Consider the following 22,930-nt stretch of genomic DNA (forward strand, 5'->3'; position numbering starts at 1 on the left):
CCGCGCCGCTCGCATCGGTCCCGGAATAAGGGGGTTCCGGTGCCGGTTCCTATACCCGTAGGGGTATCCAGCGAAGGAACGGAGACCGTGATGGCCACGACGGAACTGACGCGCGAGAACTTCGACGAGGTCCTCGACGGCAACGACACGATCCTGATCGACTTCTGGGCGAGCTGGTGCGGGCCGTGCCGCTTCTTCGGGCCGGTGTACGAGCGGGTCTCCGGGCGGCACGACGACATCGTCTTCGGCAAGGTCGACACCGAGGCCCAGCCGGAGCTGGCCGGGGCGTTCGGCATCACCTCGATCCCCACCCTGATGATCATCCGGGAGAACGTGGTGCTGTACGCGCAGCCGGGCGCCCTGCCCGAGCAGGAACTGGAGAAGCTGATCGACGGCGCCCGCGCGGTCGACATGGACGACGTTCGGCGCCGGGCCGCCGAGCAGAAGCGCAGCGCCTGAGGAGGAGCGGGATGGAACTGGAGAGGGATGCGCTCGACGACGTCGTGCTGCGGCTGAAGCGGGCCCAGGGGCAGATCGGCGGCGTCATCAACATGATCGAGGAGGGGCGGGACTGCGCCGACCTGGTCACGCAGCTGGCCGCCGTCTCGCGGGCGCTGCACCGCGCCGGCTTCAAGATCATCGCTACCGGGCTGGAGCGCTGCGCCATGCCGGAGAACGCGGGCACCGAGCAGGCCGCCGTCGACCGCGCGCAACTGGAGAAGCTCTTTCTCACGCTCGCCTAGGTTCAGTCCTCGACGGTGATGCCGAGTTCCGCGGCGAGCGCGTCCAGAAGCCCCATCGCGTCGGCGCTCGACACGATCGCGCCCTGGAATGAACTCAGGCCGGCGACCCCGCGCAGGTCGCAGCCGCGGAACCGGACCGCCTTCATCGTCGCCCCCGAGAACTGGGCGCCGCTGAGCCGGCAGTTCTCGAACCGGACTTCGGTCATGCCGGCGGACTGGAACGTCGCCTCGGCAAGGTTGCAGTCGCGGAACACCACGTCCCGCAGGTGCGCGAACCTGAAACCGGCGAGGTCGGCGCGGCATCCCTCGACCAGCACGTCCCGCAGCCCGCTCTCGGGGAGCTGCATCCCCGTCATCCGCGCGTTCGCGATCCGCACGCCGAACATCCGCGAGTTGAACGCCCGCAGGTTCGCCAGGTCGGTGTCGCCGAACGCGCAGTCGGCGAACCCGGCCCGGTGCAGTACCACCCCGGTGAAGGCGGTCTGCGTGAACCGGCAGCGCTCGAACCCGACGTCCTCGACCCCGTCCGGATCGTCCATGGACAGGGTTTCCGCCCCGTACTCCAGCGACAGGTACTTCCCGTCATGCCGGAGATGCCGCTCGACCTTCCCGGCAGGCGTGAGCGTGCGGGGGATCTGGGGCGGCCTGGGCTCTCTCACCGGGGACGAGGAGGCGGCACGAGCGGGCATGCGCCGACCCTACTAGCCGGCACCACCCGGCTTCCCGCTACCGTGCCTGCGGCGAAGAGGACGAGGCGGCGCCCCGAAGAGCGCGGGCGCCCGTCGGAGAGCGCATGCTTCGCGGTTCGGGGCGTTTCAGACCGAACCGGCGGGTAGTCGCAGGGCGGCGTGCCGGATGGTGCGCCGCTCCGCGTGCCGGACCCGGTACCGCGTGGCGGTCGTGGACGGAAGGGAGAGCCGTGCAGGGAGCGTTGCAGGCCGGAGGATGGGGTTTGCTGGCCGGGTCGGCGCTGGTGATGGGCGCCCTGGTCGGCTTCCTGGCTCCGGTCCCGGCCCGGGTGGTGGCGAGCGTGATGGCGTTCGGCAGCGGCGTCCTGCTGTCGGCGGTGTCCTTCGACCTGATCGCCGAGGCGCACGACCGGGGTGGGCTGGCCCCGACGGCGATCGGCGCGGTGGCCGGCGCGGTCCTCTACGCCGGCGCCAACGCCGCCCTGGCCTGGCGGGGCGCGCGGCACCGCAAGCGCTCGGGAGGGCAGCAGCCCTCGGAGGAGGAGCAGCCCGGATCGGGGAGCGCGATCGCGCTGGGGGCGCTGCTGGACGGCGTGCCCGAGTCGATCGTGATCGGCACGAGCCTGCTGGGCGGCGGCGCGGTCAGCCTGGTCACCGTGGTCGCGGTGTTCATCAGCAACGTGCCCGAGGGCCTGTCGAGCGCCTCGGGGATGCGCCGTGCGGGACGCGGCCGCGGGTACGTCTTCGGGCTGTGGAGCGGCATCGCCGTGATCAGCGCCCTGGCGGCGGTCCTCGGCTACACGGCGCTCGGGGACGCTCCCGCCGACCTCCTCGCCGGCATCACCGCGCTGGCCGGCGGCGCCATCCTCACCATGATCGCCGACACGATGATCCCCGAGGCCTACGAGGACACCCACCTGTTCACCGGCCTGATCATCGTCGTGGGGTTCCTGGCGGCGTTCGCCCTGTCCCACGCCTGAGCCGCGCGGGTGCGGCCCCTCCGGATCGCTTCGGCGGCAGCTCCGGCGGGTCAGGCCGCCGCGAGGGGACCTCCGGACGCCTCCTCGTGCGGCTCGGCGGCCGCGGCCTGGTCGCGGACGACGACCTCGACTCCCGGGGCGAGGACCGCGGGCCGCCCGGCGGCCAGGGCGCGGGCCGCGCGATGGGAGGAGACGACGTTCAGCCCCGCGCCGTGGAGGCGGACCATCAGCGCGGCGACCCGGACCTCCTCGGCGCTGTAGTCGCGGGCGTGACCGGCGCCTTCGCCCGCCTGCGTCGCCCGCAGGTAGCCGGTGCTGGTCCATCTGTCGAGCTGCCGATACGTCAGTCCGGGGATCTGGCTGAGCAGTTGACCTGCGTTCACGTGCACCTCCTGCGAGGAGGGTGTTCCCGCTCGGCGGAGTTCATGCGCGGAGGGCGGCCGCGCGGTTCTCAGCGCGCGGTGACGCCGTGCGCTTCGAACCTCGCCCGGATCCGCTCGACGGCGTCGGCGGTGGGCGGCTCCACCTCGGCCAGCGGGAAGCGGATGCCGAGGCGCCGGTACTTGGCCGCGCCCAGGCGGTGGAAGGGCAGCACGTCCACATGCTCGACGTTGGGCAGCGCGGAGACGAAGGACGCGACGCCGTCCGCCTCGGCCGGGGCGTCGGTGATGCCGGGGACGAGGACGTAGCGCACCCACACCGGCTTGCGGAGTGCCGCGAGCCGTTCGGCGAAGCGCAGCGTCGGCGCGAGGTCGCGCCCGGTGAGCCGGCGGTAGACGGCGGGAGTCCACGCCTTGATGTCGAGCAGCACCAGGTCGGTGCCGGCCAGCAGCCGGTCGTCGGCGCGGTCGCCGAGGTGGCCGGAGGTGTCCAGCGCCGTGTGCAGGCCGAGGCCGCGGGAGCGGTGCAGCACCTCGGCGGTGAAGGCCGGCTGGAGCAGGGGCTCCCCGCCGCTGATCGTGACGCCGCCGCCGGCCACCGAGATGAACCGGCGGTACTCGGCGATCTCCGCGACGAGCTCGTCGACGGTGGTGCGGGGGCTGTCGCGCATCCGCCACGTCTCCGGGTTCTCGCAGTACAGGCAGCGGAGCGGGCACCCTCCGGTGAACACCACGAACCGCGTCCCGGGGCCGTCGACGCCCGTCGAAAGGTCCCAGGAGCTCACCGCGCCGGCGAGCCCGCCGGGTTCGGGCGGGGCGAGCAGTTCGGCGTCGGCCTCGCGCAGGACGCGTTCCCGGGCGTTCACAGCGCACCGTGGAACGTGCGGCCGACGACGTCCCGCTGCTGCTCGCGGGTGAGCCGCACGAAGTTCACGGCGTACCCGGACACCCGGATGGTCAGCTGCGGGTACCGCTCCGGGTGCTCCATCGCGTCCAGCAGGGTGGCGCGGTCGAGGACGTTGACGTTCATGTGGAACCCGCCCGCGTCGGTGTACCCGTCGAGGATGCCGGTGAGGTTGCCGATCCGCTCCTCCGGCGTGCGGCCGAGGCCGAGCGGGGTCACGGTCTCGGTCAGCGAGATCCCGTCCTGGGCCGTCTCGTAGGGGAGCTTCGCCACCGACAGCGCGGCGGCGACCATGCCGCGGCGGTCGCGCCCGTTCATCGGGTTCGCCCCGGGCGCGAACGGCTCCCCGGCCCGGCGGCCGTCCGGGGTGTTGCCGGTGTGCCGGCCGTACACCACGTTGGAGGTGATGGTCAGCACCGACAGGGTGTGCTCGGCGTTCCGGTACGCCGGGCGGCGGCGGACCTTGTCCATGAACGACTCGACCAGCTCGACGGCGATCCGGTCGGCGCGGTCGTCGTTGTTGCCGTAGGCGGGGTAGTCGCCTTCGACGCGGTAGTCGACGGCGAGGCCCGTCTCGTCGCGGATCACCGCGACCTTCGCGTGCCTGATGGCCGACAGGCTGTCGGCCGCGACCGACAGGCCGGCGATCCCGCACGCCAGCGAACGCGTGACCGGGTGGTCGTGCAACGCCATCTCGACGCGCTCGTAGGCGTACTTGTCGTGCATGTAGTGGATGACGTTGAGCGCGTCGACGTAGGTGGCGGCCAGCCAGTCCAGCATGGCGTCGTAGGCGGCCCGCACCTCCGCGTAGTCGAGGAGGTCGCCGGTGATGGGCGGACGCGGCGGTGCGACCTGCACGCCGGTGACCTCGTCCCGGCCCCCGTTGATCGCGTAGAGCAGCGCCTTGGCGAGGTTGACGCGGGCTCCGAAGAACTGCATCCGCTTGCCGACCTCCATGGCCGACACGCAGCAGGCGATCGCGGTGTCGTCGCCGAACCGGGGGCGGATCAGGTCGTCGTTCTCGTACTGGAGCGAGCTGGTCTCGATCGACACCTGGGCGCAGAACCGCTTGAACGGCTCGGGCAGCCGCGGCGACCACAGGACCGTGAGGTTCGGCTCCGGGGCGGGCCCGAGGTTGTACAGGGTCTGCAGGTAGCGGAACGACGTCCGGGTCACCAGCGTCCGGCCGTCCTCGCCCATCCCGCCGATGGCCTCGGTCACCCAGGTCGGGTCGCCGGAGAACAGCTCGTCGTACTCGGGGGTGCGGAGGAAGCGGACGATCCGCAGCTTGATGACCAGGTCGTCGACGAGTTCCTGGGCCCGCTCCTCGTCGATGCGGCCCTCGTCCAGGTCGCGGCTCAGGTAGACGTCGAGGAACGTGGACGTGCGCCCCAGCGACATGGCCGCGCCGTTCTGCTCCTTCACGGCGGCCAGGTAGCCGAAGTACAGCCACTGGACGGCCTCCTGCGCGGTGCGGGCCGGTCCCGAGACGTCGAACCCGTACGAGGCGGCCATCCGCTTCAGCTCGCCGAGGGCGCGGACCTGCTCGGCCAGTTCTTCGCGGTCGCGGACGACGTCCTCCGTCGAGGGGAGGTCGTCGAGGCGCGCCCGCTCGGCGCGCTTGGCCTCGATGAGCCGGTCGACGCCGTACAGCGCGACGCGCCGGTAGTCGCCGATGATGCGGCCGCGCCCGTAGGCGTCGGGCAGGCCGGTGATGACGCCCGCCTTGCGCGCCCGGAGGATCTCGGGCGTGTAGGCGTCGAAGACCCCGTCGTTGTGGGTCTTGCGGTACTCGGTGAAGACCTTCCGGACGGCCGGGTCGAGCTCGTACCCGTAGGCGGCGAGCCCGGCCTCCACCATCCGCAGGCCGCCCGCCGGCATGATCGCCCGCTTGAGCGGCGCGTCGGTCTGCAGCCCCACGACCAGCTCGCGGTCGCGGTCGATGTAGCCGGGCGCGTGCGAGGTGATCGAGGACGGCGTCGACGCGTCCACGTCGAGGATCCCGCGGCGGCGCTCCTCGGGGAACAGGGCGCTGACCTTCGCCCACACCGCGGACGTGCGCTCGGTGGGCCCGGTCAGGAAGGACGCGTCCCCCTCGTAGGGGGAGTGGTTCCGCTGGACGAAGTCGCGCACGTCGACGCGGTCGCGCCACGCGCCGCCCCGGAAGCCGCGCCACGCGGCCGGCGCGGTGTCCCGCCCGGTCTCCAGTACCGTCATCGTCCCTCCAACGGGTCCCGCGCCCCGACGGCCCGGTGCGCCACCCCCACTCTTCGCCAGTGGGGAGGTCCAGGGGATGGACGGAGGTCCGCGGCACGGGGACGAAGGTCCCAAATGATCAGGAGGCCGCGGGGAGGGACCGGCGCGGTACGCCGCCGGTGAGCGGGCCCCGCCTCGTGACCGGCGGTGTCGAAAGGCGGGGCCCGCGTCGGCAGGCCACGCGGGTGGCCGCCGACATCTCCTTCAGCGCCACGGGCCCTCGTTGTGTCACCCGGCCCGCGAGAGAGGTCCGCGCTACCGGTCGGCGGTCAGGACGCGGCCGGACGCCAGGGAGCGCGTGCTGCGGACGGGCATGGCGAGCGCCTTGGCCAGGGTGAGCAGGTCCGTGTCGCCGGACACCGTGTAGCCGTGCTCGGCCAGCAGGTCGCGCATGGCGGCCGGTGTCCAGGCGGAGCGCCATGGCTCGTGCGCCATCGGGTCGGGCTGCCGGGACAGCCGCCTCATCGCCCGGGCCAGGGGCCGCCCGACCGAGGCCACCAGCGACGGTGACTGGTAGTTCACGACGAGCCGGCTCCCCGGGGCGGAGGCCTCGGCGACGGCCCGCACCGTGGCGGCCACCTCGGCGCGGGTCAGGTAGGGGACCACGCCCTCCCAGATCCAGGTGGTGGGCCGGTCGGTCCGGTACCCGGCCGCCGCGAGGGAAACGCCGAGATCATCGTCGGCGGTGAAGTCGACGGGCACGAAGGCGACCTTCCCGGCGGGCGGGGGCAGGGCCGCGGCGCGCTCCCGCTTGTCCCGCTGGGAACGGGGATGGTCGACTTCGAACACGGCGGTCCCGGCCAGCTCGGGCATCCGCCAGGCCCGCCCGTCCAGGCCGGCGCCGAGGATCACGAGCTGCGGCCGGGCCCGCTCCCTGACGGCGTCGTCGATGGCGACCGTCCGCGGCACCAGTCCTTCGGCCGTGGCCCGCAGGAACTCGTACTCGAGCCGGGGGCCCATGCCCTGGGGAGGCACGCCCGAACGGACCTGCTCGACCGCCTCCAGCTCGTCGGGACGGAGCAGCGCCGACGCGGTGGCATCGTCGAACCGGTCGGGGGCCAGGCGGCCGTGCGCCACCGCCCGGCCCTGGCAGACGAGCACGGCGGTCCGGCTGCCCTCGGTCCTGTCCATGCCGGCTCTCCCATCCCTTCGGCGTGCACCCGGGGGCTTCCGAGCGCGCGGCGGCCGCACTGATCGTACGCTCGCGGAGTGCGACTCGACCTGATCACGATCGTCGTGGACGACTACGACGACGCCATCGCGTTCTTCACCGGTGCCCTCGGTTTCGACCTGGTCGAGGACTCGCCCTCGCGCACCGACGACGGGCGCCCCAAGCGGTGGGTGGTCGTCCGGCCGCCGGATGGTCGGACGGGCGTCCTGCTGGCCCGCGCGGACGGCCCGCGCCAGGCGTCCGCCGTCGGGAACCAGGTCGCCGGACGCGTGGGCTTCTTCCTGCGTGTGGAGGACTTCGGCGCCGCCCACGACCGCATGACGGCCGCGGGCGTGGAGTTCGTCACCGCGCCCCGCACCGAGCCCTACGGCCGCGTCGCCGTCTTCCTCGACATCGCCGGCAACCGCTGGGACCTGCTCGGTCCGGCCTAGGACGGGCGCCCGCGCCTAGCGTCCGGAGTCGCGGGTGCGGAGAGCCGACAGCTCGTCGTTCATCGCGCGGAGGAAGCGGAGGATGAGGCGGAGGTCCTCCTCGCCGAACCCGCTCCGCGCCGCCTCGGTGCTCTCCGACAGCGGGCGGAAGTAGTCGCGCGCCATAGTCATCGCGGACGGCTCGTACCGCAGGTGGACCACCCGCCGGTCGGCCGGGTCGCGCACCCGGGTGATGTGGCCTAGGCGTTCGAGGCGGTCGAGGCAGGCGGTCACCGCGCCGGAGGTGACGTTCAGCTCCTCCCGCAGCCGCCCGGGGGTCATCGGCCGGTCGAGGGTGCGCTGCGGGGCGTCCATGATCGCGACCAGGGCCTGGACGTCGGTGGGGTGCAGCCCGCTGGCGTGGGCGAACTCGTGGGCGATCCGGTTGAACTCGGCGTTCATCCGGCGCAGCTCGACGGCGAACGACCGGAGATCGGCGGGGCCTTGTGGCTCTTCATCCGCCTTGTCCGCTCCTTCGGCCATGCGGATCAGATTACATTAACTCAATCGTTGAGATAATCAATGATTGAGGTATTTGTGGGTATGGAGCGGCTGGTCGAACTCGCTGGGGGAGGAACCGATGGCCGGACCGCGCCGAACACCGCCGCGCTCGATCCGCTGGCTGGTGCCGGCGGTGCTGCTCCTGGTCTGGCTGGCCATCGGCGGCGCCTTCGGTCCCTACGCCGGGAAGCTCGGCGAGGTCGCCACCAACGACCAGGCGGCCTTCCTGCCGCGCAGCGCCGAGTCCACCAAGGTGCTGCAGGCCCAGCGGGCCTTCGACGAGCAGGAGACCATCCCCGCCATCGTCGTGTGGACGGCGAACGGCCAGGTCACGGCCGCCCAGCGGGACGCCGCGACCCGCGCGCTCGCCGGGCTGCGGGGCGCGCCCGGCACCCTCGGAACGCCGTCCCCGGCGCTGCGCTCGGACGACGGCCTGGCACTGGAGGGCGTGGTCCCGCTCAGACCCGACCTCGGTGACGAACTGCCGACCGTGCTGGACGGGGTCCGTTCGGCGGCGGAGACCGTGCCGGGGACGAAGACGCAGATCAGCGGGCCGGCCGCCACCCAGGCCGACCTGTCGGACGCCTTCGCCGGGATCGACGGGCTGCTGCTGGGCGTCGCGCTGGTCGCCGTCCTGGTCATCCTGCTGCTGGTCTACCGCAGCCTGCTGCTCCCGCTGGTCATCATCCTCGGTGCGGTGTTCGCGCTGAGCCTCGCGTGCGCGGTGGTCTACGCGCTGGCCAAGAACGACATCGTCCGGGTCGACGGCCAGGTCCAGGGCATCCTGTCGATCCTGGTCATCGGCGCCGCCACGGACTACGCGCTGCTGCTCGCGTCCCGCTTCCGGGAGGAGCTCGCGGCGGGCCGGGACCGCTTCGCCGCCGGATGGCTGGCGGTGCGCGAATCGTTCGGCGCGATCGTCGCCAGCGCGGCGACCGTCGCACTCGGCCTGCTCGCGCTGCTGCTCAGCAACCTCACCAACAACCGGGCGCTCGGGCCGGTCGGGGCGATCGGCATCGCCTGCGCCGTCCTCAGCGCGCTGACGTTCCTCCCGGCCGTGCTCGTCGTGTTCGGACGGGTCGGGTTCTGGCCCGCGAGGCCCAAGCCGGTGGCGGAAGGGGCCGACGCGGGAAGTGGCCTGTGGTCCCGCGTCGCCCGCCTGGTCGACGTGCATCCGCGCCGCGTCGTCGCGGGAACGGCCATCGCCCTCGTCGCGTGCGCCGCGTTCGCCCCGGGGCTGCGCGCCCACGGCGTCCCCCTGGACGAGATCTTCATCAACGACGCGCCCTCGGTCGCCGCGCAGCGGACGCTCTCCAAGCACTTCCCGGGCGGTTCGGGCCAGCCGGCGGTCATCATCGCCGACGCGGCGCAGGGCAGGGCCGTGCTCGACGCCGCCGCCCGCACCGAGGGCGTCGCGAGCGCCGCGCCGGTCGGCGCGTCCGGCCGCCCCGGCGGCCCGCCGAAGGTCGTGGACGGGCGGGTCCGGATCGACGCGACGCTGAAGGCCGCCGCCGACAGCGACGCCGCGAAGAGCACCCTCAAGCGGCTGCGCACCGCCGTGCACGCAGTCCCCGGCGCGAACGCGCTGGTCGGCGGCTACACCGCCCAGCAGTACGACACCCAGCAGACCGCCGCCCACGACCGGACCCTCATCGTCCCGGTCGTCCTGGTGATCATCCTGGTCATCCTGGTGCTGCTGCTGCGCTCGATACCGCTGCCGGTCCTGCTGATCGCGACCGTCGCGCTGAACTACGCCGCCACGCTCGGCGTCGCGGCGCTCGTGTTCCGGTACCTGTTCGGTTTCACCGGCCTGGACGCCTCGGTGCCGCTCTACGGGTTCGTCTTCCTGGTCGCCCTCGGCGTGGACTACAACATCTTCCTGATGTCGCGGGTCCGCGAGGAGACGCGGCGCCGGGGCGTCCGCGAGGGCGTGCTCCGGGGGCTGACGGCCACCGGCGGCGTCATCACGTCGGCGGGCGTCGTGCTGGCCGCGACGTTCGCCGCGCTGGTCGTCATCCCGCTGTCGTTCCTGGCGCAGATCGCGTTCATCGTCGCGTTCGGCGTGCTGCTGGACACGCTCGTGGTCCGGTCGCTGCTGGTCCCGGCGCTCGTCCGGATGATCGGGCCCAGGGTCTGGTGGCCCACCCGTTTCGAGGGGCACCCGCGGGACGCAGGTGCGGGCGAGGCCGCCCCGTCCGCCGCGAGGGACAGGTGAGCCCGCCCATCGGGCCGGGATCGTAGGGTGTCGTCGGCGTCCCGCCGGGACGCCGACGAGGGATGGGAAACCGTGGGCAACTCCTTCCTGGCCCTGGGCACGTCCGGCGAAGAGCTGTACCTGACCAACGGCGGGACCGACGTCTTCTTCGACGTGCTCACCCTGGCCGGGTGCGCCCTCGCCGAGTCCGCCTGGGAGAGCAACCTCGTGCTGCTCTTCGCGGACGGGCACCGCATCGGCCGCGGCACGGCCGGGTTCGACCTGAACGAGCTGCCCTGGACGGCGGACTGGCCGTCCGAGAAGGCGTTCCTGCTGCGAGTGCTCGACCTGGCGATGACGCGTCACGGCTGGGGGCTTCTCACCTACGACCCGCCTTTCGCCCTCGGGTACCTGCGGCGATACCGCGCGATGGTGGAGGGCTGGCCCGCCCCCGCCCCCGTGTGGAGGCCGGCGGCGTGGCCCGACTGGCGCGTCCCGCCGCCCCCCGAAGACCTGGAACCGTGCCCGGAGCACGGCATCTGCAAGGGAAACCTGGGCTGCCGCCTCTGCGACGCGTCCATCCAGCCCTTGCCCATGTGACGCGCCGGGCGGGTCCGCCGGACGCGGCGGCGGTCACTCCACGCCGAGGGCGCTGGAGAGGGACCGGGTGTCGGAGATCACCCAGTACTCCGCGAACCGGCCGTCCTCAGCGCGCAGGATGTCGTGGCCGCTGAACGAGACCTCCGTGCCCTCGGCGGCGGTCGCCCCCGGCATGCCGCCCCGGTACCGTCCGCTGAACGTCCACCGCGCGGCGACCCGGTCGCCGTCCACGATCGGGCCCACGTCCATCGTCACCGCGACGTCCTCGAAGGGCGCGTGCCCCTGCCGGAGCATGTCGACCAGCTCGTCGGCCCCGTGCACGTCCTGCCCCGGCCAATGGCCGACGAACCCCGGCGCGATCAGTTCGCGGGCGAGTTCGAAGTCCCCGGCCCACATCTCCAGCAGCCACCGCTCGTACAGCTTGCCGAGCACGCGGATCCCCCCTGTCTCTCGGCCCTACCGCCGTTCACCGCCGCCGGGTCCGCTGAGCCTGCCCCAGTGCCTTGGCCTTCACGGGGTCGGGGGACCGCGCGGGAGCCGGCGACCTGGACCTCGTTCTCGAACGAGCCCGCGACGACATGGTCCTTTCCGGCCACGAGGGCCTCGAATCCTTCGCGGGCGACTTGTACGGGATAGTCCTTTTCCATTCGGCCGAACTCGTTGAACCGGCGGCGGTCGGCGCGCTTCGCACCGCCCGCCGGCCGCGTTCGGCCTCCGGGCTTCGAGGCCGCCTCAGGACCCGGAGAAGTCGTCCCGCGACAGCCCCTTCTCCGACATCTTGTCCTCGAGTTCGGCGCCCAGTTCGGTGCGCACGTCGGGCCGCCGCTCGGGCTCCCGGCCGGACTTCCTGCCCGACTTGCCGCCCGGCTTCCTCGCGGCCTGGTCGGTGTCGTCGGTCTTCGGAGCGTTCTCCTCAGGCGTGGTCAACTCCGCCCCCCTCGGTGTCGATCGAGTCGCCGGCTCCTCCGGCCTTCGCATACGGCTACCCGGCCATGCCCGGCTCTAACGACGACGAGGGGCCGGTCTCTCGGAAACGTCCAGGTCGGAGGTCCCGCCGGCCGCGGCACCCTGGGCGCCGGGGCGGGATGCCACAATGCGCTGTGACCAAGCCGACCTTGATCGTCGTGAGCGGACCGCCCGGCGCCGGGAAGACGACGCTCGCCCGCCGGCTCGCGCAGGGGCTCGGGTGCCCCGCCGTCGTCCGGGACGAGATCAAGCAGGGCATGGTCCTGGCCGCCCGGTCCGGTCCGGCGGCGAACGACCGCCTCAACCTGCCGACGCTCTCCGCCTTCTTCGACGTGCTGGCCGTGCTGGCGCGGGCGGGGGTGACCGCGGTCGCGGAGGCCGCCTTCCAGGACCATGTCTGGCGCCCGCGGCTCGAACCTCTCGGCGGCATCGCCGACCTCCGCGTCGTCCGCTGCACCGCCCCGCCGGCGGTCGCGCACGCGCGGATCGCCCGCCGCGCGACCGACGACGCCCACCGGGCCGCCCACGGGGACCGGGACCTCCTGGAGGCGATCGCCGACGGACGGCACTCCCTCGACTCCTTCGGGTGGATCTCCCTCGACGTCCCGACCATGACCGTGGACACCGGCGACGGTTACGACCCGGCCCTTCCGCAGATCATCGCCTTCGGCCGGGGCGAGGGCCCCTCGCGCGCAGCGCGGTGATCCAGGGCGGGTGCCGAGCGGAATGTCACGGTCGACCGCCACTATTGGGACGTTGACGGGACCCGGCGGCCTCGGCCATGGAAGGGCCGGCGGCGACGGGGACGAATGACGAGGAGGCGGGCATGTCATATCCCAAGGAGCTCTTCCACGGTGACAAGGGCGAGGTCAGCGGCAGGCTGTGGAAGGGCGACTCCGAGCCCGACCTGCTGATCGGCACGCGCTCGAAGGTGCACTACCTGGCCACGGGCGAATCGACCGGCGGTCAGTACGGGCTCTACCGGTGGGACATGGGGGCCGAGCCCGGCCGCGGCTCGGGCGCGCACTTCCACAAGACGATGTCGGAGTCGTTCTTCGTCCTGGACGGCACCGTCGCCCTCTATGACGGCGACCGCTGGATCGACGCCGCGCCCGGCGACTTCCTGTTCGTCCCGCCGGGCGGGATCCACGCGTTCGACAACCCGCACGGGCCCGCGTCGATGCTGGTCCTGTTCGCCCCCGGCGCCCCGCGCGAGGCCTACTTCGAGGAGCTGGCCGAGATCGTGGGGAGCGGCCGGCAGCTCAGCGAGCAGGAATGGGCGGACCTCTACCACCGCCACGACCAGTACATGGTCTGATCAAGGGGGAGCGGCGGCTGCGTCTGCCGGGGGAGCGGCGGTGAAGGCGGCGGCGAAGCCGCGGGCCCTGGGAGGGACGACTCCCCCCGCCACTCTCAACGTATAGCGCACCGGGGGGCTTGCGGCAAGACCCGGGTCGTGCCGCAGAATCGTCGGCCGAGGCCGGAACCTGCGGAAACCGGGGGCGCAGTGCGGGTGGCCGACGCCGCCGTGCGAGTCGCGCGGCGACGGCGGTCCGCGGGCTCCCCGGCGGTCGCGGGAACCCGCCGGCACACGAGCAGCGACCACGAGCCGGAGCCGATACGTGAACCCCTTGACCGCCAGCGTGTTCGACCTCCCCGAGCGCCTGTCCGCGAAGGCCGACCCGGCGCTGACCGAGGCCGACGAGCGGCATTTCGCGGCGATCGCCGAGAGCCTCGACCAGGCGATCCGCGACCTGTCCGACCGCCTCGAGGCCGAGCGCAAGGCGCCCGGCGGCATAGGGCAGCGGGCGATGGACCGGGACATGGAGATCCACCGCCTCACCGCCCGGCTGCGCACGCTCCGCCGCTTCGGCCTGGACCTCTGCCTCGGGCACATGGTCGGCGCGGACGGCTCCGAGCCCGTCTACGTCGGCCGGCTCGGCCTCACCGACACCACGGGCCGCCGGCTGCTCCTCGACTGGCGCTCGCCCGCGGCCGAACCCTTCTTCGGCGCGACCCACGCCAATCCGATGGGGCTGGCGAGCCGCCGCCGGTACCGCTGGACCGCCGGCCGGATCAGCGACTATTGGGACGAGGTGTTCACCGCGGACGAGTTCGCCGGGCACGCCGCGCTGGACGACCAGTCCGCGTTCATCGCGAGCCTGGGCGGCGACCGGTCCGACCGGATGCGCGACGTGCTCGGCACCATCCAGGCCGACCAGGACGCGATCATCCGTGCGGGGTCGCGCGGCGCCCTCGTCGTCGACGGCGGCCCCGGCACGGGCAAGACGGTCGTCGCCCTGCACCGCTCCGCCTACCTCCTCTACTCCGATCCGCGCCTCGGCCACCACCGGGGCGGCGTGCTGTTCGTCGGCCCGCACCAGCCCTACCTGGCCTATGTGTCCGACGTGCTTCCCAGCCTCGGAGAGGAGGGCGTGCAGACCTGCACCCTGCGGGATCTCGTCGCCGAGGGCGCGGGTGCGGCGGTCGAGGCCGACCCGGTCGCGGCCCGGCTGAAGTCGTCCGCGGACATGGTCAAGGCGATCGAGAAGGCCGTCGGGTTCTACGAGAACCCGCCCGCCGAGGGGATGGAGGTCACCACCCACTGGTCCGATGTCTGGCTGAGCCCCGCCGACTGGGCCGAGGCGTTCCAGGCGCCGGAACCCGGAACGCCGCACAACGAGGCGCGCGACCAGATCTGGGAGGAGCTGCTCACGATCCTGGCGGACAAGCACGAGGGCGACGCGTCGCCCGACCTGGTCCGCAGGTCGCTCCGGCAGGACCCGGAGCTGCGCAGCGCCTTCAACCGCGCCTGGCCGCTGATCGAGGCGGCCGACCTCGTCGGGGATCTGTGGTCGGTGCCCGCCTACCTGCGGTTGTGCGCGCCCTGGCTCGGCGCCGACGAGATCCGCCGGTTGCAGCGTGAGGACGCCCAGGCGTGGACGGTGTCCGACCTGCCGCTCCTGGACGCCGCGCGGCAGCGGCTCGGCGACCCGAAGGCGCCGCTGCGCAGGCGCCGCCGCGAGGCCGCCGTCGCCGCCGAGCGCGAGCGCATGGCCAGGGTCGTGGACGACCTGATCGAGGTGGCCGACGACGAGTACGGGACGGGGCTGGTGACGATGCTGCGCGGCGAGGACTTCCATGACGTCCTCGTCGACGAGAGCGCCCTGGGCGGCGCCGACCCGGACCTGCTCGCCGGCCCGTTCGCGCACGTCGTCGTGGACGAGGCGCAGGAGCTGACCGACGCGGAGTGGCGGATGCTGCTGCTGCGCTGCCCGTCCCGCAGCTTCACCATCGTCGGGGACCGCGCCCAGGCCAGGCACGGGTTCACCGAGTCGTGGCGGGAACGGCTCGAACGGGTCGGGTTCGACCGGATCGAACTGGCGTCCCTGAGCATCAACTACCGGACGCCGGAGGAGATCATGACGGAGGCCGAGCCGGTCATCCGTGCCGCGCTCCCGGACGCCAACGTGCCGACGTCGATCCGCGGGACCGGCGTCCCCGTCGTCCACGGCTCGGCCGCGGACCTGGACGCGGTCATCGGCGCCTGGCTGGCCGCGCACGACGACGGCATCGCCTGCGTCATCGGCGATCCGGCGTTCCCGGGGACGCCCCGCGTCCGGTCGCTGACCCCGGAGCTGGCCAAGGGGCTGGAGTTCGACCTGGTCGTGCTCGTAGACCCGGAGGGGTTCGGCGACGGCATCGAGGGAGCGGTCGACCGCTACGTCGCGATGACCCGGGCGACCCGGGAGCTCGTCATCCTGACGAGCCCCTGACCCGCCGGGCCGGCTCAGTCCCCGACCTGGCCCCGCGGGCTCGGGCCGCCGAGCCCGGCGAGCAGCTCGCGCAGCAGGCCGGCGAGCTGCTCGCGGCGGTCGGGCGCCAGGTGGCCGATGAGGCGGTCCTCGGCCCCGAGCAGGTCGGCGACGACGCGGTCGAGCAGGGCCCTGCCGTCCCCGGTGAGGGTGACCGCCCGCGTGTGGTAGCCGGATCCGGCGGTGGTCCGTTCGACGAGCCCGGCCTCCGCCGCCCGCTCCACCCGCTGGGTGATCGCCCCGCGCGTCACCATGCAGGCGTCGGCCAGCTCGCCCGGGCTCATCCGGTACGGCGGGCCGGCGCGGCGCAGCGTGGACAGCAGGTCCAGCGTCGCGACGTCCACTCCCAGCCTCGCCAGGAGGCGGCGGCGCTCGTCGCCGAAGACCTTGGCGGCCCACCAGATCCTGGTCACGACCCCGATCGACTCCACCGGGACGCCCGGCAGCTCGCGCCGCCAGGCGTCCTGGATGGCGTCGGCGCCGTCGCGCAGCGGCTCGGCGGCCACGCGCGGCGGCTCAGCGGCCACGCTCGGCCCCGCCGTTCACCTGGATGATCTGCGCGGTGACGTGCCCCGCGCCGGGCGAGGCGAGCCAGTGCACGGTCTCGGCGACGTCCCCGGGCGTCCCGGCCCGTCCGGTGCGGGTCTGCGCGACCAGCGCCGCGCGGCGCTCGTCGTTCATGGAGCCGCCGAAGAACTCGGTGTCCTCGATGAACCCCGGGGCGACCACGTTGACCGTGATACCGCGCGGCCCGAGGGCGGCGGCGAGATCGAACGCGTACGGGTGCAAGGCGGCCTTCATCGGGCCGTAGGACGTGCCGCGCGAGCCGCGCAGCGCCGCGACCGACGAGACGAACACGACCCTCCCGGCCGGGTTCAGCAGATCGCGGAACGCCTCGGTCGGCAGCACCGCGGTCAGGACGTTGGCGCGGAAGTTGCTCGTCCACCGCTCCGCGACGCCGTCCGGGCCGCCGTGGTACTCGGCGTTGCCCCCCGCGCAGTTGACCAGCACGTCGATCGAGCCGAAGCGCCCGGCCAGCTCGGCGCGGACGCGCTCGACCTCGGCCGGATCGCCCAGGTCGGCCGGCAGCGCCGTGCCACCGATCTTCCCGGCCGCCTCCTCCAGCACGCCGGCGCGGCGGCCGATGACGACGGTCCGGTCCCCGTCGGCCGCGAAGCGGGCCGCCACCGCCCTTCCGATGCCGGTGCCGCCGCCGCCGACCACGATCGTGCGTGCCATCTCGAACCCCTCCCCGTGTCCAGGTCCCACCGTGTTCCGGCCTGAGTTTAGACCTAAAGTCAGCCGGTCCGCGACCCGGCCGTCCGGGACGCCGTTTCTTCCCGGTCCTGGCCGGACTCGGCCGATTCCACGGCTCGAAGTCCTTTCCTGGTGGAGGCCTTAGGAGGGCCCCTAGCAGAAAGGGGAGGTGTTCACCAGAACCTCCGGCACCGTTCTTCCCGGACCGTGAACGGTTCCCCGGGCACTATCCGGTATTCGCCGGAATCCGGGATCTTTCTTCCAGCCGCGACCGTCCCGTGGTCGCGGCCCGGAGAAAGGCCAGAGATGGTCCGTCGAATCGTCCGAGTCCTCGCGGCACTGGTGGTCGCCGTCGCCGTCGCCGCGGCCGTGGTGGTCGCGCAGAGCCCCGCGTGGGCGTCCGGTCCGGCCCGCGGCAACGGCAAGTCGGAGCCCGTCTATTTCATCCACGGAATCGACTGGAACCACGCCACGGCGGGAAATGCCAAGGTGGACTGCAAGAGTGCGTGGAGTTCCGCGCAGACCGCTCTGCGTAACGGCGGGTGGACCGGCAAGTTCATCACGTGGGGTTACTACAAGAAAGACGTGAACTGCACACGGAAAGTGAACGGGAACCTGGACAGCAGGATCCAGGAACTCGGCCGCAGGCTCGCCTGGGACATCTACAACAACTACTCCAGGCACGGGAAGTCGGTCGACGTCGTCGCCCACTCCATGGGCGGCCTGGTCGTCCGGGCGGCCATCACCGGGGTGAAGAAGTACCACCAGAACGCCGACTGGCCGAACTACATCTACATCGAGGACGTCGCCACGTTCAGCACCCCGTTCAGCGGCACGAACTGGGCCACGACCTGCACGCTGGCGCGCGGGTGGAAGCAGTGCAGCGACATGCGTCCCGGCAGCGGCTTCCTCAGCTGGGCGGGCCAGAACCCGCAGTCCAACCAGGGCACCGACTGGACGCTGATGGGCGCGAGCGACGATGACGTCGTCACCAGCGGCGCCGCGATCAGCATGAAGGCCAAGCACAAGGCCGTCTACGCCGCCGGCCAGGGCCTGGAGCACTCCTCGATCAAGAACAAGGGGCCCGGCCCCCACTGGAAGATGAAGTACTCGCACGACAACGGGAGCCACTGGACCAGCACGAGCAACGGACCGGGGCCGCTCAAGCTGATGATGAACGCCCTCTACTACTGGTCCCGCTCCTAGCGGACCAGCCGAAGCGGCCCCGGGCCTCCACCGGCCCGGGGCCTCCGGCCGTCCCGGCGGTCCTCAGCCCGCGGCCTTCTCCACGAGCGCGGCGATCCGCGCCTCGCCCTCGGCGGTCAGCTCCGTCAGCGCGTAGGCGGTCGGCCACATGGCGCCGTCGTCGAGCGCCGCCACGTCGCTGAAACCGAGGGTCGCGTACCTCGTCTTGAACTTCGCCTTGGCCTGGAAGAAGCAGAGCACCTTGCCGTCCTTGGAGTAGGCGGGCTGGCCGTACCAGAGCCTCGGCACGAGGTCCGGCGCCGCGGCCTTGACGATCTCGTGCACCCGCTCGGCGATGACCCGGTCCGCCTCGTCCATCTCGGCGATCTTGGCGAGGACGTCGGCCTCCCCGTCGGCCTTCGCCTTGCCCGGGCTGCGGCGCGCGGCCTTCTTCAGCTCCTGGGCGTGCTCCTTCATCGCGGCCCGCTCCTCGTCGGTGAAGCCGTCGTACTGCGCGCCGGCCGCGGCGGTGCCCTTGGTGGTCTTCTTCGTGTCGCTCATGGCTGGATTCTCCTGGTTCGTGAGTGAGTCGTGCCCGGGACGGGACGCGCTCAGCCCCACGCGCCGGCGATCTGCCGGGTCGTGGCGTTGAGGCGGTTGAACAGGTTGGTGACGCCGATCATCAGGACGATCGCGGCCAGCTGCCTCTCGTCGAAGTAGGTGGCGGCGCTGTCCCAGACGTCGTCGTCCACGGCGTCGGCGCGGTCGGCGAGCCGGGTCGCCGCCTCGGCCAGGGCCAGCGCCGCCCGCTCCTCTTCGGTGAAGTAGGGGGCCTCCCTCCAGGCGACGACGGTGGCCAGCCGCTCGTCGCCCACCCCGGCCTTGCGCGCCGTCTTGGCGCCGGCGTCCACGCAGGCGCTGCAGCCGTTGATCTGGCTGACCCGCAGGTGCACCAGTTCGAGGATCTCGTCCGACACCCCGCCGGAGTGCGCGGCCTTGAAGATCTCCTGGATGGGCTGCATCGCGCCGGACAGGACCATGGCGGGGTTCTTCATACGGGACTGCATCTGCGTTTCTCCTCTGCGTGGCGCCCCCTTCCCTCGAGGGCATGTCACCATCACAGCCGCCGGGGCCTACGATGACGACGTCGGTGGGACACCGTGGGACAGCTGAAACGGCTCTGAGCTGCGGATACGCGCCTCGGGCGAGTTCGGCCGCGGTGGGACGGAGAGGCGGGGATCGGTGGTCGCGCAACAACACCGGGCGGCGAAGGCCGACCCGCAGGACGAGCTGGCGGCCCGGCTGCGCATGCTCCAGGAGGTGTCCGGACGCGGCGTCCGCGCCCTCGCGCGCGACGCCGGGCTCAGCTCCTCGTCGCTGTCGCGCTACCTCAGCGGCCAGACCGTGCCGCCCTGGACGGCGGTCATCGCGCTCTGCCGCCTGCTCAAGCGCGACCCCCGCCCGCTGCGCCCGCTGTGGGAGCGGGCGTCCAACCCGCTGCCGGCGCCCCCGAAGACCAGCCGCCAGGTCCAGCCCCCGTCGCCGCCGGCCGGCGCGCCGCGCCCGCCCCGCAACGACCTGCCGCGCGACGTCCCCGACTTCACCGGGCGCGAGGCCGAGCTGAACGCCGTGCTCGCCGCGGTGGAGACCGACCGGGTGGTGGCCGTCGACGGCATGGCGGGCGTCGGGAAGACCTGCCTCGCCGTGCACGCCGCGCACCGGCTCGCCGCCGACTACCCCGACGCCCAGCTCTACGTGGACCTCCACGGGTTCACCGCCGGGCGGGAACCGCTCGACCCCGACGCCGCCCTGCGGACCCTGCTCGCCGCCCTGGACGTGCCGTCGGAGAAGATCCCGCAGGAGGGCGGCATCGAGCCGCTGGCCGCCTGCTGGCGGTCGGAACTGGCGCACCGGCGGGCCGTCGTCGTCCTCGACAACGCCGCGGACGCCGACCAGGTCCGCCCGCTGCTGCCCGGCGCGGGCCCGTCCGTCGCCCTGATCACCAGCCGCAACCGGCTGCTGGGCCTGGAGGAGGTGCCCCCGGTGTCGCTGGACGTGCTGACACCGCGGGAGAGCGCCGAACTGCTCGCCCGCGCCAGCGGGGACCCGGGCGGACCGGACGGCCGGCTGGCGCGCGAACCCGAGGCCGCCGCCGAGGTCCTGCGGCTGTGCGGCCGGCTGCCGCTGGCCCTGCGGCTGGCCGCGGCGCGGCTGCGGCACCGGCCGGGCTGGACCGTGGGCATCCTCGTCGAGCGGATGGCCGAGGGCGCCACGGAGTTCGACACCGCGTTCGCCATGTCGGTGCGGCAGCTGGACCGTGCGCAGCACCGCTTCTTCCGGCTGCTGGGGCTGCTGCCCGGGGCGACCTTCGACGAGTACGTGGCGGCGGCAGTGGCGGGCGTCCCGGTGCGCGCCGCCCGGGCGACGCTGGAGAACCTTCTCGACGCGCACCTCGTCCAGCAGCCGGCGGCCGGCCGCTACCGGCTGCACGACCTGGTGCGCCTGCACGCGCGCCGCGCCGGCGCCGAGCACGACCCGCCCGCCGAACGAGAGAAGGCGCTCGGCAGGGTGCTCGACTACTACGTGCACGCGGCGGCCGCCGCCGACGCCGCGGTGTCGTACCTGCCTCCCGTCCTGGAGGTCTCGGCGGGCCGGCCCCCGGCCGAACTGCCGGCGTTCACCGGCAAGCACGCGGCGCTGGGCTGGTTCGGCGTGGAGTACGCCAACCTGATGGCCGTCTTCGAGGCGGCGGTCGCGGCCGGAGCCGACGCCCACGTGTGCGAGCTGCCCCGCCACATGCGGGCCTTCTTCGCGCGGCGCTGCGGCACGACGCACCTGAACGTCCTCTTCGAGCACTCGCTGGCCGCCGCGCGGCGCCTGGACGACCCGCTGCAACTGGCCGAGGCGCACAGCGACCTCGGCTTCGCCCGCTACAACGCGGGCCGGATGGCGGAGGCGGACGCCGCGTACCAGGCGGCGGAGCCGCTGGTGTCCCGGGCCGGGGACGCCAGAGCCGAGGCCGAACTGACCATGCGCCGGGGCTACCTGCGGTGGGACGAGGGCCGCGTCGAGGAGCCGCTCGACCTCTTCCGGCGGGCGGGAAGGCTCTACGCGGACGCCGGCTGCCCCACGGGAACGGCCCATGCGATCGCCTACGAGGCCTGGGCCAAGCTCCAGCTCGGGCACCGCGAGGAGGCGGCGCGGCTGGCCCGCACCGTGCTGGACCTCCCGCACACCGACCCCGCCTGGCCCCCGGTCCTGACCGCCCGCATCACCCTCGGGGTGGCCATCGCCCAGGAGGAGCCCGACGAGGCGATGGGCCACCTGGAGAGGGCGCTCGCGCTGGCGCGCGAGGACGGGCACAGGCACAACGAGGCGTGGTGCCTCAACTGCCTCGGCGTCGCCCTGCGGCAGGCGGGCCGGTACGAGGAGGCGCTCGCCGCCCATCGCCGGGCGTTCGCCCTGCTGGACGAGCTGTTCGAGGAGCACTGGAAGATCCACTTCCTCTACGGCCATGCCGAGACCTGCCGGCTCGCGGGCCTCCCGGAGGAGGCGCTGCGGCTGCACCGGGAGGCCCTGGAACTGGCCCCGCGACTGGGGTACCGGTACGCGGAGGCGCTGGCCCGCGAGGGGATCGCCGCCGTCCTCGACGGCACGGACCCGGCCGCGGCCGCCGAGCACCGCGCGGCGGGGCAGGCCATCCGCCGGGAACTCGAACCGGACGCCCGGCCGGCCTGACGCTCCGCCGGCCGCGCCCACGGCTCCGGATCAAGCGTTCGCGCTATTGCGGTGGCCGCATCCGGGGCATGAGCATGGTGTTCCGGCTGGAAGGGGGCCCCTGGTGGAACGACAGTCCTGGCCGCGGCTGCGCGTCGCCGACTGGACGCGGACGCGCGACACGCTGCACATGTGGACGCAGATCGTCGGCAAGGTCCGGCTGGCCCACGCGCCGCTGCTGAACCACTGGTGGAACGTGACGCTGTACGTCAGCCCGCGCGGGCTGACCACGTCCGCGATCCCGTACGACGGCGGCGTGTTCGACATCGAGTTCGACTTCGTCGACCACCGGCTGCGGATCCGCTCCTCGGACGGCAGTCTCCGGGAGTTCGAGCTCGCGCCCATGCCGGTGTCGCGGTTCTACGCCCGGACGATGGAGGCGCTGCACGAACTGGGGATCGAGACGCACATCCAGGCGCACCCGAACGAGGTCGAACCGGCGATCCCGTTCGCGGAGGACGACCAGCACGCCTCCTACGACCCCGAGGCGGCGCACCTCTTCTGGCAGCAGCTGCTCCAGGCCGCGCGGGTGCTGGGCGAGTTCCGCTCCCGCTATATCGGCAAGGTCAGCCCCGTGCACTTCTTCTGGGGCGCCATGGACCTCGCCTGCACGCGCTTCTCCGGGCGGGAGGCGCCCGAGCATCCGGGCGGGGCCCCGAACTGCGGGGACTGGGTGATGGTCGAGGGGTACTCGCGGGAGCTCAGCAGCTGCGGCTTCTGGCCGGGCGGGGGCGAGGAGGGCGCCTTCTACGCCTACGCCTACCCCGAGCCCGCCGGGTTCGCCGACCGTACGGTGGGCCCGTCCGGCGCCTTCTACAGCCGGGAGAACGGCCAGTTCCTGCTGCCGTACGAGGCGGTGCGGGAGCACCCCGACCCCGACGGGGCCCTCCTGGAGTTCCTTCAGGGCACCTACGAGGCGGCGGCCGACCTGGGCGGCTGGGACCGCGCCTCTCTGGAGGCCGACCCGGCGCGATGGGCCCACAAGACCCGGCAGGGGGACTGAGCGAGGGCACCGCCAGGGGCCGAGCCCACCGCGGCCGGT

24 protein-coding genes are annotated in these 22,930 nt (G+C 73.1%); 12 read left to right on the forward strand and 12 right to left on the reverse strand.

What is annotated here, in order from left to right; genetic code table 11:
* Positions 1 to 90: 90 nt before the first annotated feature.
* Both AB0C21_RS34670 and AB0C21_RS34675 read left to right on the forward strand, forming a co-directional pair.
* Complete coding sequence (locus AB0C21_RS34670; RefSeq protein ID WP_500210031.1) at positions 91 to 459, forward strand: thioredoxin family protein; 369 nt, start codon at positions 91 to 93, stop codon at positions 457 to 459.
* Between the two features lie 11 nt (positions 460 to 470).
* Complete coding sequence (locus AB0C21_RS34675) at positions 471 to 743, forward strand: metal-sensitive transcriptional regulator (protein WP_149264603.1); 273 nt, start codon at positions 471 to 473, stop codon at positions 741 to 743.
* 2 nt (positions 744 to 745) lie between these two features.
* Here the strand turns inward: AB0C21_RS34675 and AB0C21_RS34680 are convergent, their stop codons facing one another.
* On the reverse strand, positions 746 to 1,432 hold the full coding sequence (locus AB0C21_RS34680; RefSeq protein ID WP_500210033.1) for a pentapeptide repeat-containing protein: 687 nt from the start codon (positions 1,430 to 1,432) through the stop codon (positions 746 to 748).
* Between the two features lie 230 nt (positions 1,433 to 1,662).
* Between AB0C21_RS34680 and AB0C21_RS34685 the strand changes: the two genes are divergently transcribed.
* Positions 1,663 to 2,412, forward strand: coding sequence for a ZIP family metal transporter (locus AB0C21_RS34685; protein ID WP_500210035.1), 750 nt, complete (start codon positions 1,663 to 1,665; stop codon positions 2,410 to 2,412).
* Between the two features lie 50 nt (positions 2,413 to 2,462).
* Here the strand turns inward: AB0C21_RS34685 and AB0C21_RS34690 are convergent, their stop codons facing one another.
* The 4 genes from AB0C21_RS34690 to AB0C21_RS34705 all read right to left on the reverse strand — a co-directional run bounded on the left by AB0C21_RS34690 (position 2,463) and on the right by AB0C21_RS34705 (position 7,083).
* Positions 2,463 to 2,795: a MerR family transcriptional regulator gene (locus AB0C21_RS34690; RefSeq protein ID WP_500210037.1), complete on the reverse strand. Its 333-nt coding sequence runs from the start codon at positions 2,793 to 2,795 to the stop codon at positions 2,463 to 2,465.
* Positions 2,796 to 2,863: 68 nt separating this feature from the next.
* Entirely contained in the window at positions 2,864 to 3,658 is a 795-nt protein-coding gene (gene pflA / locus AB0C21_RS34695; RefSeq protein WP_500210039.1) for a pyruvate formate-lyase-activating protein, read from the reverse strand.
* Positions 3,655 to 5,913: a formate C-acetyltransferase gene (gene pflB, locus AB0C21_RS34700; RefSeq protein ID WP_500210041.1), complete on the reverse strand. Its 2,259-nt coding sequence runs from the start codon at positions 5,911 to 5,913 to the stop codon at positions 3,655 to 3,657. The genes pflA and pflB overlap by 4 nt, the downstream gene beginning before the upstream one ends.
* 294 nt (positions 5,914 to 6,207) lie before the next feature.
* Positions 6,208 to 7,083, reverse strand: a complete 876-nt coding sequence (locus AB0C21_RS34705; protein WP_500210043.1) for a class I SAM-dependent methyltransferase — start codon at positions 7,081 to 7,083, stop codon at positions 6,208 to 6,210.
* A gap of 78 nt (positions 7,084 to 7,161) precedes the next feature.
* Here AB0C21_RS34705 and AB0C21_RS34710 point away from each other — a divergent pair, with 78 nt between their 5' ends.
* Positions 7,162 to 7,554 carry a VOC family protein gene (locus AB0C21_RS34710; RefSeq protein ID WP_500210044.1) on the forward strand — a complete coding sequence of 131 codons (393 nt, stop codon included), beginning with the start codon at positions 7,162 to 7,164 and terminating at the stop codon, positions 7,552 to 7,554.
* A gap of 15 nt (positions 7,555 to 7,569) precedes the next feature.
* Here the strand turns inward: AB0C21_RS34710 and AB0C21_RS34715 are convergent, their stop codons facing one another.
* Positions 7,570 to 8,076, reverse strand: a complete 507-nt coding sequence (locus AB0C21_RS34715; protein ID WP_500210046.1) for a MarR family winged helix-turn-helix transcriptional regulator — start codon at positions 8,074 to 8,076, stop codon at positions 7,570 to 7,572.
* Positions 8,077 to 8,173: 97 nt separating this feature from the next.
* On the opposite strand from AB0C21_RS34715, the gene AB0C21_RS34720 reads away from it, so the two are divergent.
* Positions 8,174 to 10,309, forward strand: a complete 2,136-nt coding sequence (locus AB0C21_RS34720) for an MMPL family transporter (protein ID WP_500210049.1) — start codon at positions 8,174 to 8,176, stop codon at positions 10,307 to 10,309.
* Positions 10,310 to 10,381: 72 nt separating this feature from the next.
* Positions 10,382 to 10,888, forward strand: coding sequence for a hypothetical protein (locus AB0C21_RS34725; RefSeq protein ID WP_500210051.1), 507 nt, complete (start codon positions 10,382 to 10,384; stop codon positions 10,886 to 10,888).
* Between the two features lie 33 nt (positions 10,889 to 10,921).
* Here the strand turns inward: AB0C21_RS34725 and AB0C21_RS34730 are convergent, their stop codons facing one another.
* The gene (locus tag AB0C21_RS34730) at positions 10,922 to 11,320 is read right to left on the reverse strand and encodes an ester cyclase (RefSeq protein WP_500210053.1); all 399 of its coding nucleotides are present in this window, start codon (positions 11,318 to 11,320) and stop codon (positions 10,922 to 10,924) included.
* 300 nt (positions 11,321 to 11,620) lie between these two features.
* The gene (locus tag AB0C21_RS34735) at positions 11,621 to 11,815 is read right to left on the reverse strand and encodes a hypothetical protein (RefSeq protein ID WP_149264613.1); all 195 of its coding nucleotides are present in this window, start codon (positions 11,813 to 11,815) and stop codon (positions 11,621 to 11,623) included.
* A gap of 197 nt (positions 11,816 to 12,012) precedes the next feature.
* Here AB0C21_RS34735 and AB0C21_RS34740 point away from each other — a divergent pair, with 197 nt between their 5' ends.
* The 3 genes from AB0C21_RS34740 to helR all read left to right on the forward strand — a co-directional run bounded on the left by AB0C21_RS34740 (position 12,013) and on the right by helR (position 15,630).
* Positions 12,013 to 12,558: a P-loop nucleotide/nucleoside kinase family protein gene (locus AB0C21_RS34740; RefSeq protein ID WP_500210056.1), complete on the forward strand. Its 546-nt coding sequence runs from the start codon at positions 12,013 to 12,015 to the stop codon at positions 12,556 to 12,558.
* 122 nt (positions 12,559 to 12,680) lie between these two features.
* Positions 12,681 to 13,172 (forward strand): cupin domain-containing protein, encoded by a 492-nt coding sequence (locus AB0C21_RS34745; RefSeq protein ID WP_149264615.1) that lies wholly within the window; start codon positions 12,681 to 12,683, stop codon positions 13,170 to 13,172.
* 304 nt (positions 13,173 to 13,476) lie between these two features.
* Entirely contained in the window at positions 13,477 to 15,630 is a 2,154-nt protein-coding gene (gene helR / locus AB0C21_RS34750) for an RNA polymerase recycling motor ATPase HelR (RefSeq protein WP_500210058.1), read from the forward strand.
* Between the two features lie 14 nt (positions 15,631 to 15,644).
* Here helR and AB0C21_RS34755 read toward each other — a convergent pair whose 3' ends face one another.
* The gene (locus tag AB0C21_RS34755) at positions 15,645 to 16,196 is read right to left on the reverse strand and encodes a MarR family winged helix-turn-helix transcriptional regulator (protein ID WP_500210060.1); all 552 of its coding nucleotides are present in this window, start codon (positions 16,194 to 16,196) and stop codon (positions 15,645 to 15,647) included.
* Entirely contained in the window at positions 16,186 to 16,908 is a 723-nt protein-coding gene (locus AB0C21_RS34760; protein WP_500210062.1) for an SDR family NAD(P)-dependent oxidoreductase, read from the reverse strand. The genes AB0C21_RS34755 and AB0C21_RS34760 overlap by 11 nt, the downstream gene beginning before the upstream one ends.
* A gap of 324 nt (positions 16,909 to 17,232) precedes the next feature.
* Here AB0C21_RS34760 and AB0C21_RS34765 point away from each other — a divergent pair, with 324 nt between their 5' ends.
* Entirely contained in the window at positions 17,233 to 18,132 is a 900-nt protein-coding gene (locus tag AB0C21_RS34765) for an esterase/lipase family protein (RefSeq protein WP_500210064.1), read from the forward strand.
* Between the two features lie 63 nt (positions 18,133 to 18,195).
* Here the strand turns inward: AB0C21_RS34765 and AB0C21_RS34770 are convergent, their stop codons facing one another.
* Together AB0C21_RS34770 and AB0C21_RS34775 are read right to left on the reverse strand one after the other, a co-directional pair.
* On the reverse strand, positions 18,196 to 18,672 hold the full coding sequence (locus tag AB0C21_RS34770; RefSeq protein ID WP_500210066.1) for an iron chaperone: 477 nt from the start codon (positions 18,670 to 18,672) through the stop codon (positions 18,196 to 18,198).
* A 50-nt stretch (positions 18,673 to 18,722) separates the two neighbouring features.
* Positions 18,723 to 19,178 (reverse strand): carboxymuconolactone decarboxylase family protein, encoded by a 456-nt coding sequence (locus AB0C21_RS34775; protein WP_500210068.1) that lies wholly within the window; start codon positions 19,176 to 19,178, stop codon positions 18,723 to 18,725.
* Positions 19,179 to 19,353: 175 nt separating this feature from the next.
* On the opposite strand from AB0C21_RS34775, the gene AB0C21_RS34780 reads away from it, so the two are divergent.
* Together AB0C21_RS34780 and AB0C21_RS34785 are read left to right on the forward strand one after the other, a co-directional pair.
* Positions 19,354 to 21,849, forward strand: a complete 2,496-nt coding sequence (locus AB0C21_RS34780) for a helix-turn-helix domain-containing protein (RefSeq protein WP_500210070.1) — start codon at positions 19,354 to 19,356, stop codon at positions 21,847 to 21,849.
* 103 nt (positions 21,850 to 21,952) lie between these two features.
* On the forward strand, positions 21,953 to 22,891 hold the full coding sequence (locus AB0C21_RS34785) for a DUF5996 family protein (RefSeq protein ID WP_500210072.1): 939 nt from the start codon (positions 21,953 to 21,955) through the stop codon (positions 22,889 to 22,891).
* Positions 22,892 to 22,930: the final 39 nt, after the last annotated feature.

The sequence above is a fragment of the Spirillospora sp. NPDC049024 genome, assembly GCF_040649235.1.
GTDB lineage: Bacteria > Actinomycetota > Actinomycetes > Streptosporangiales > Streptosporangiaceae > Spirillospora.

Coding starts and splice junctions, on each gene's coding strand:
- AB0C21_RS34680 (WP_500210033.1), bottom strand. CDS start 1,432: ATGCCCGCTCGTGCCGCCTCCTCGTCCCCGGTGAGAGAGCCCAGGCCG.
- AB0C21_RS34745 (WP_149264615.1), top strand. CDS start 12,681: ATGTCATATCCCAAGGAGCTCTTCCACGGTGACAAGGGCGAGGTCAGC.
- AB0C21_RS34760 (WP_500210062.1), bottom strand. CDS start 16,908: ATGGCACGCACGATCGTGGTCGGCGGCGGCGGCACCGGCATCGGAAGG.
- AB0C21_RS34775 (WP_500210068.1), bottom strand. CDS start 19,178: ATGCAGTCCCGTATGAAGAACCCCGCCATGGTCCTGTCCGGCGCGATG.
- pflB (WP_500210041.1), bottom strand. CDS start 5,913: ATGACGGTACTGGAGACCGGGCGGGACACCGCGCCGGCCGCGTGGCGC.
- AB0C21_RS34720 (WP_500210049.1), top strand. CDS start 8,174: ATGGCCGGACCGCGCCGAACACCGCCGCGCTCGATCCGCTGGCTGGTG.
- AB0C21_RS34770 (WP_500210066.1), bottom strand. CDS start 18,672: ATGAGCGACACGAAGAAGACCACCAAGGGCACCGCCGCGGCCGGCGCG.
- AB0C21_RS34675 (WP_149264603.1), top strand. CDS start 471: ATGGAACTGGAGAGGGATGCGCTCGACGACGTCGTGCTGCGGCTGAAG.
- AB0C21_RS34705 (WP_500210043.1), bottom strand. CDS start 7,083: ATGGACAGGACCGAGGGCAGCCGGACCGCCGTGCTCGTCTGCCAGGGC.
- AB0C21_RS34765 (WP_500210064.1), top strand. CDS start 17,233: ATGGTCCGTCGAATCGTCCGAGTCCTCGCGGCACTGGTGGTCGCCGTC.
- AB0C21_RS34715 (WP_500210046.1), bottom strand. CDS start 8,076: ATGGCCGAAGGAGCGGACAAGGCGGATGAAGAGCCACAAGGCCCCGCC.
- AB0C21_RS34670 (WP_500210031.1), top strand. CDS start 91: ATGGCCACGACGGAACTGACGCGCGAGAACTTCGACGAGGTCCTCGAC.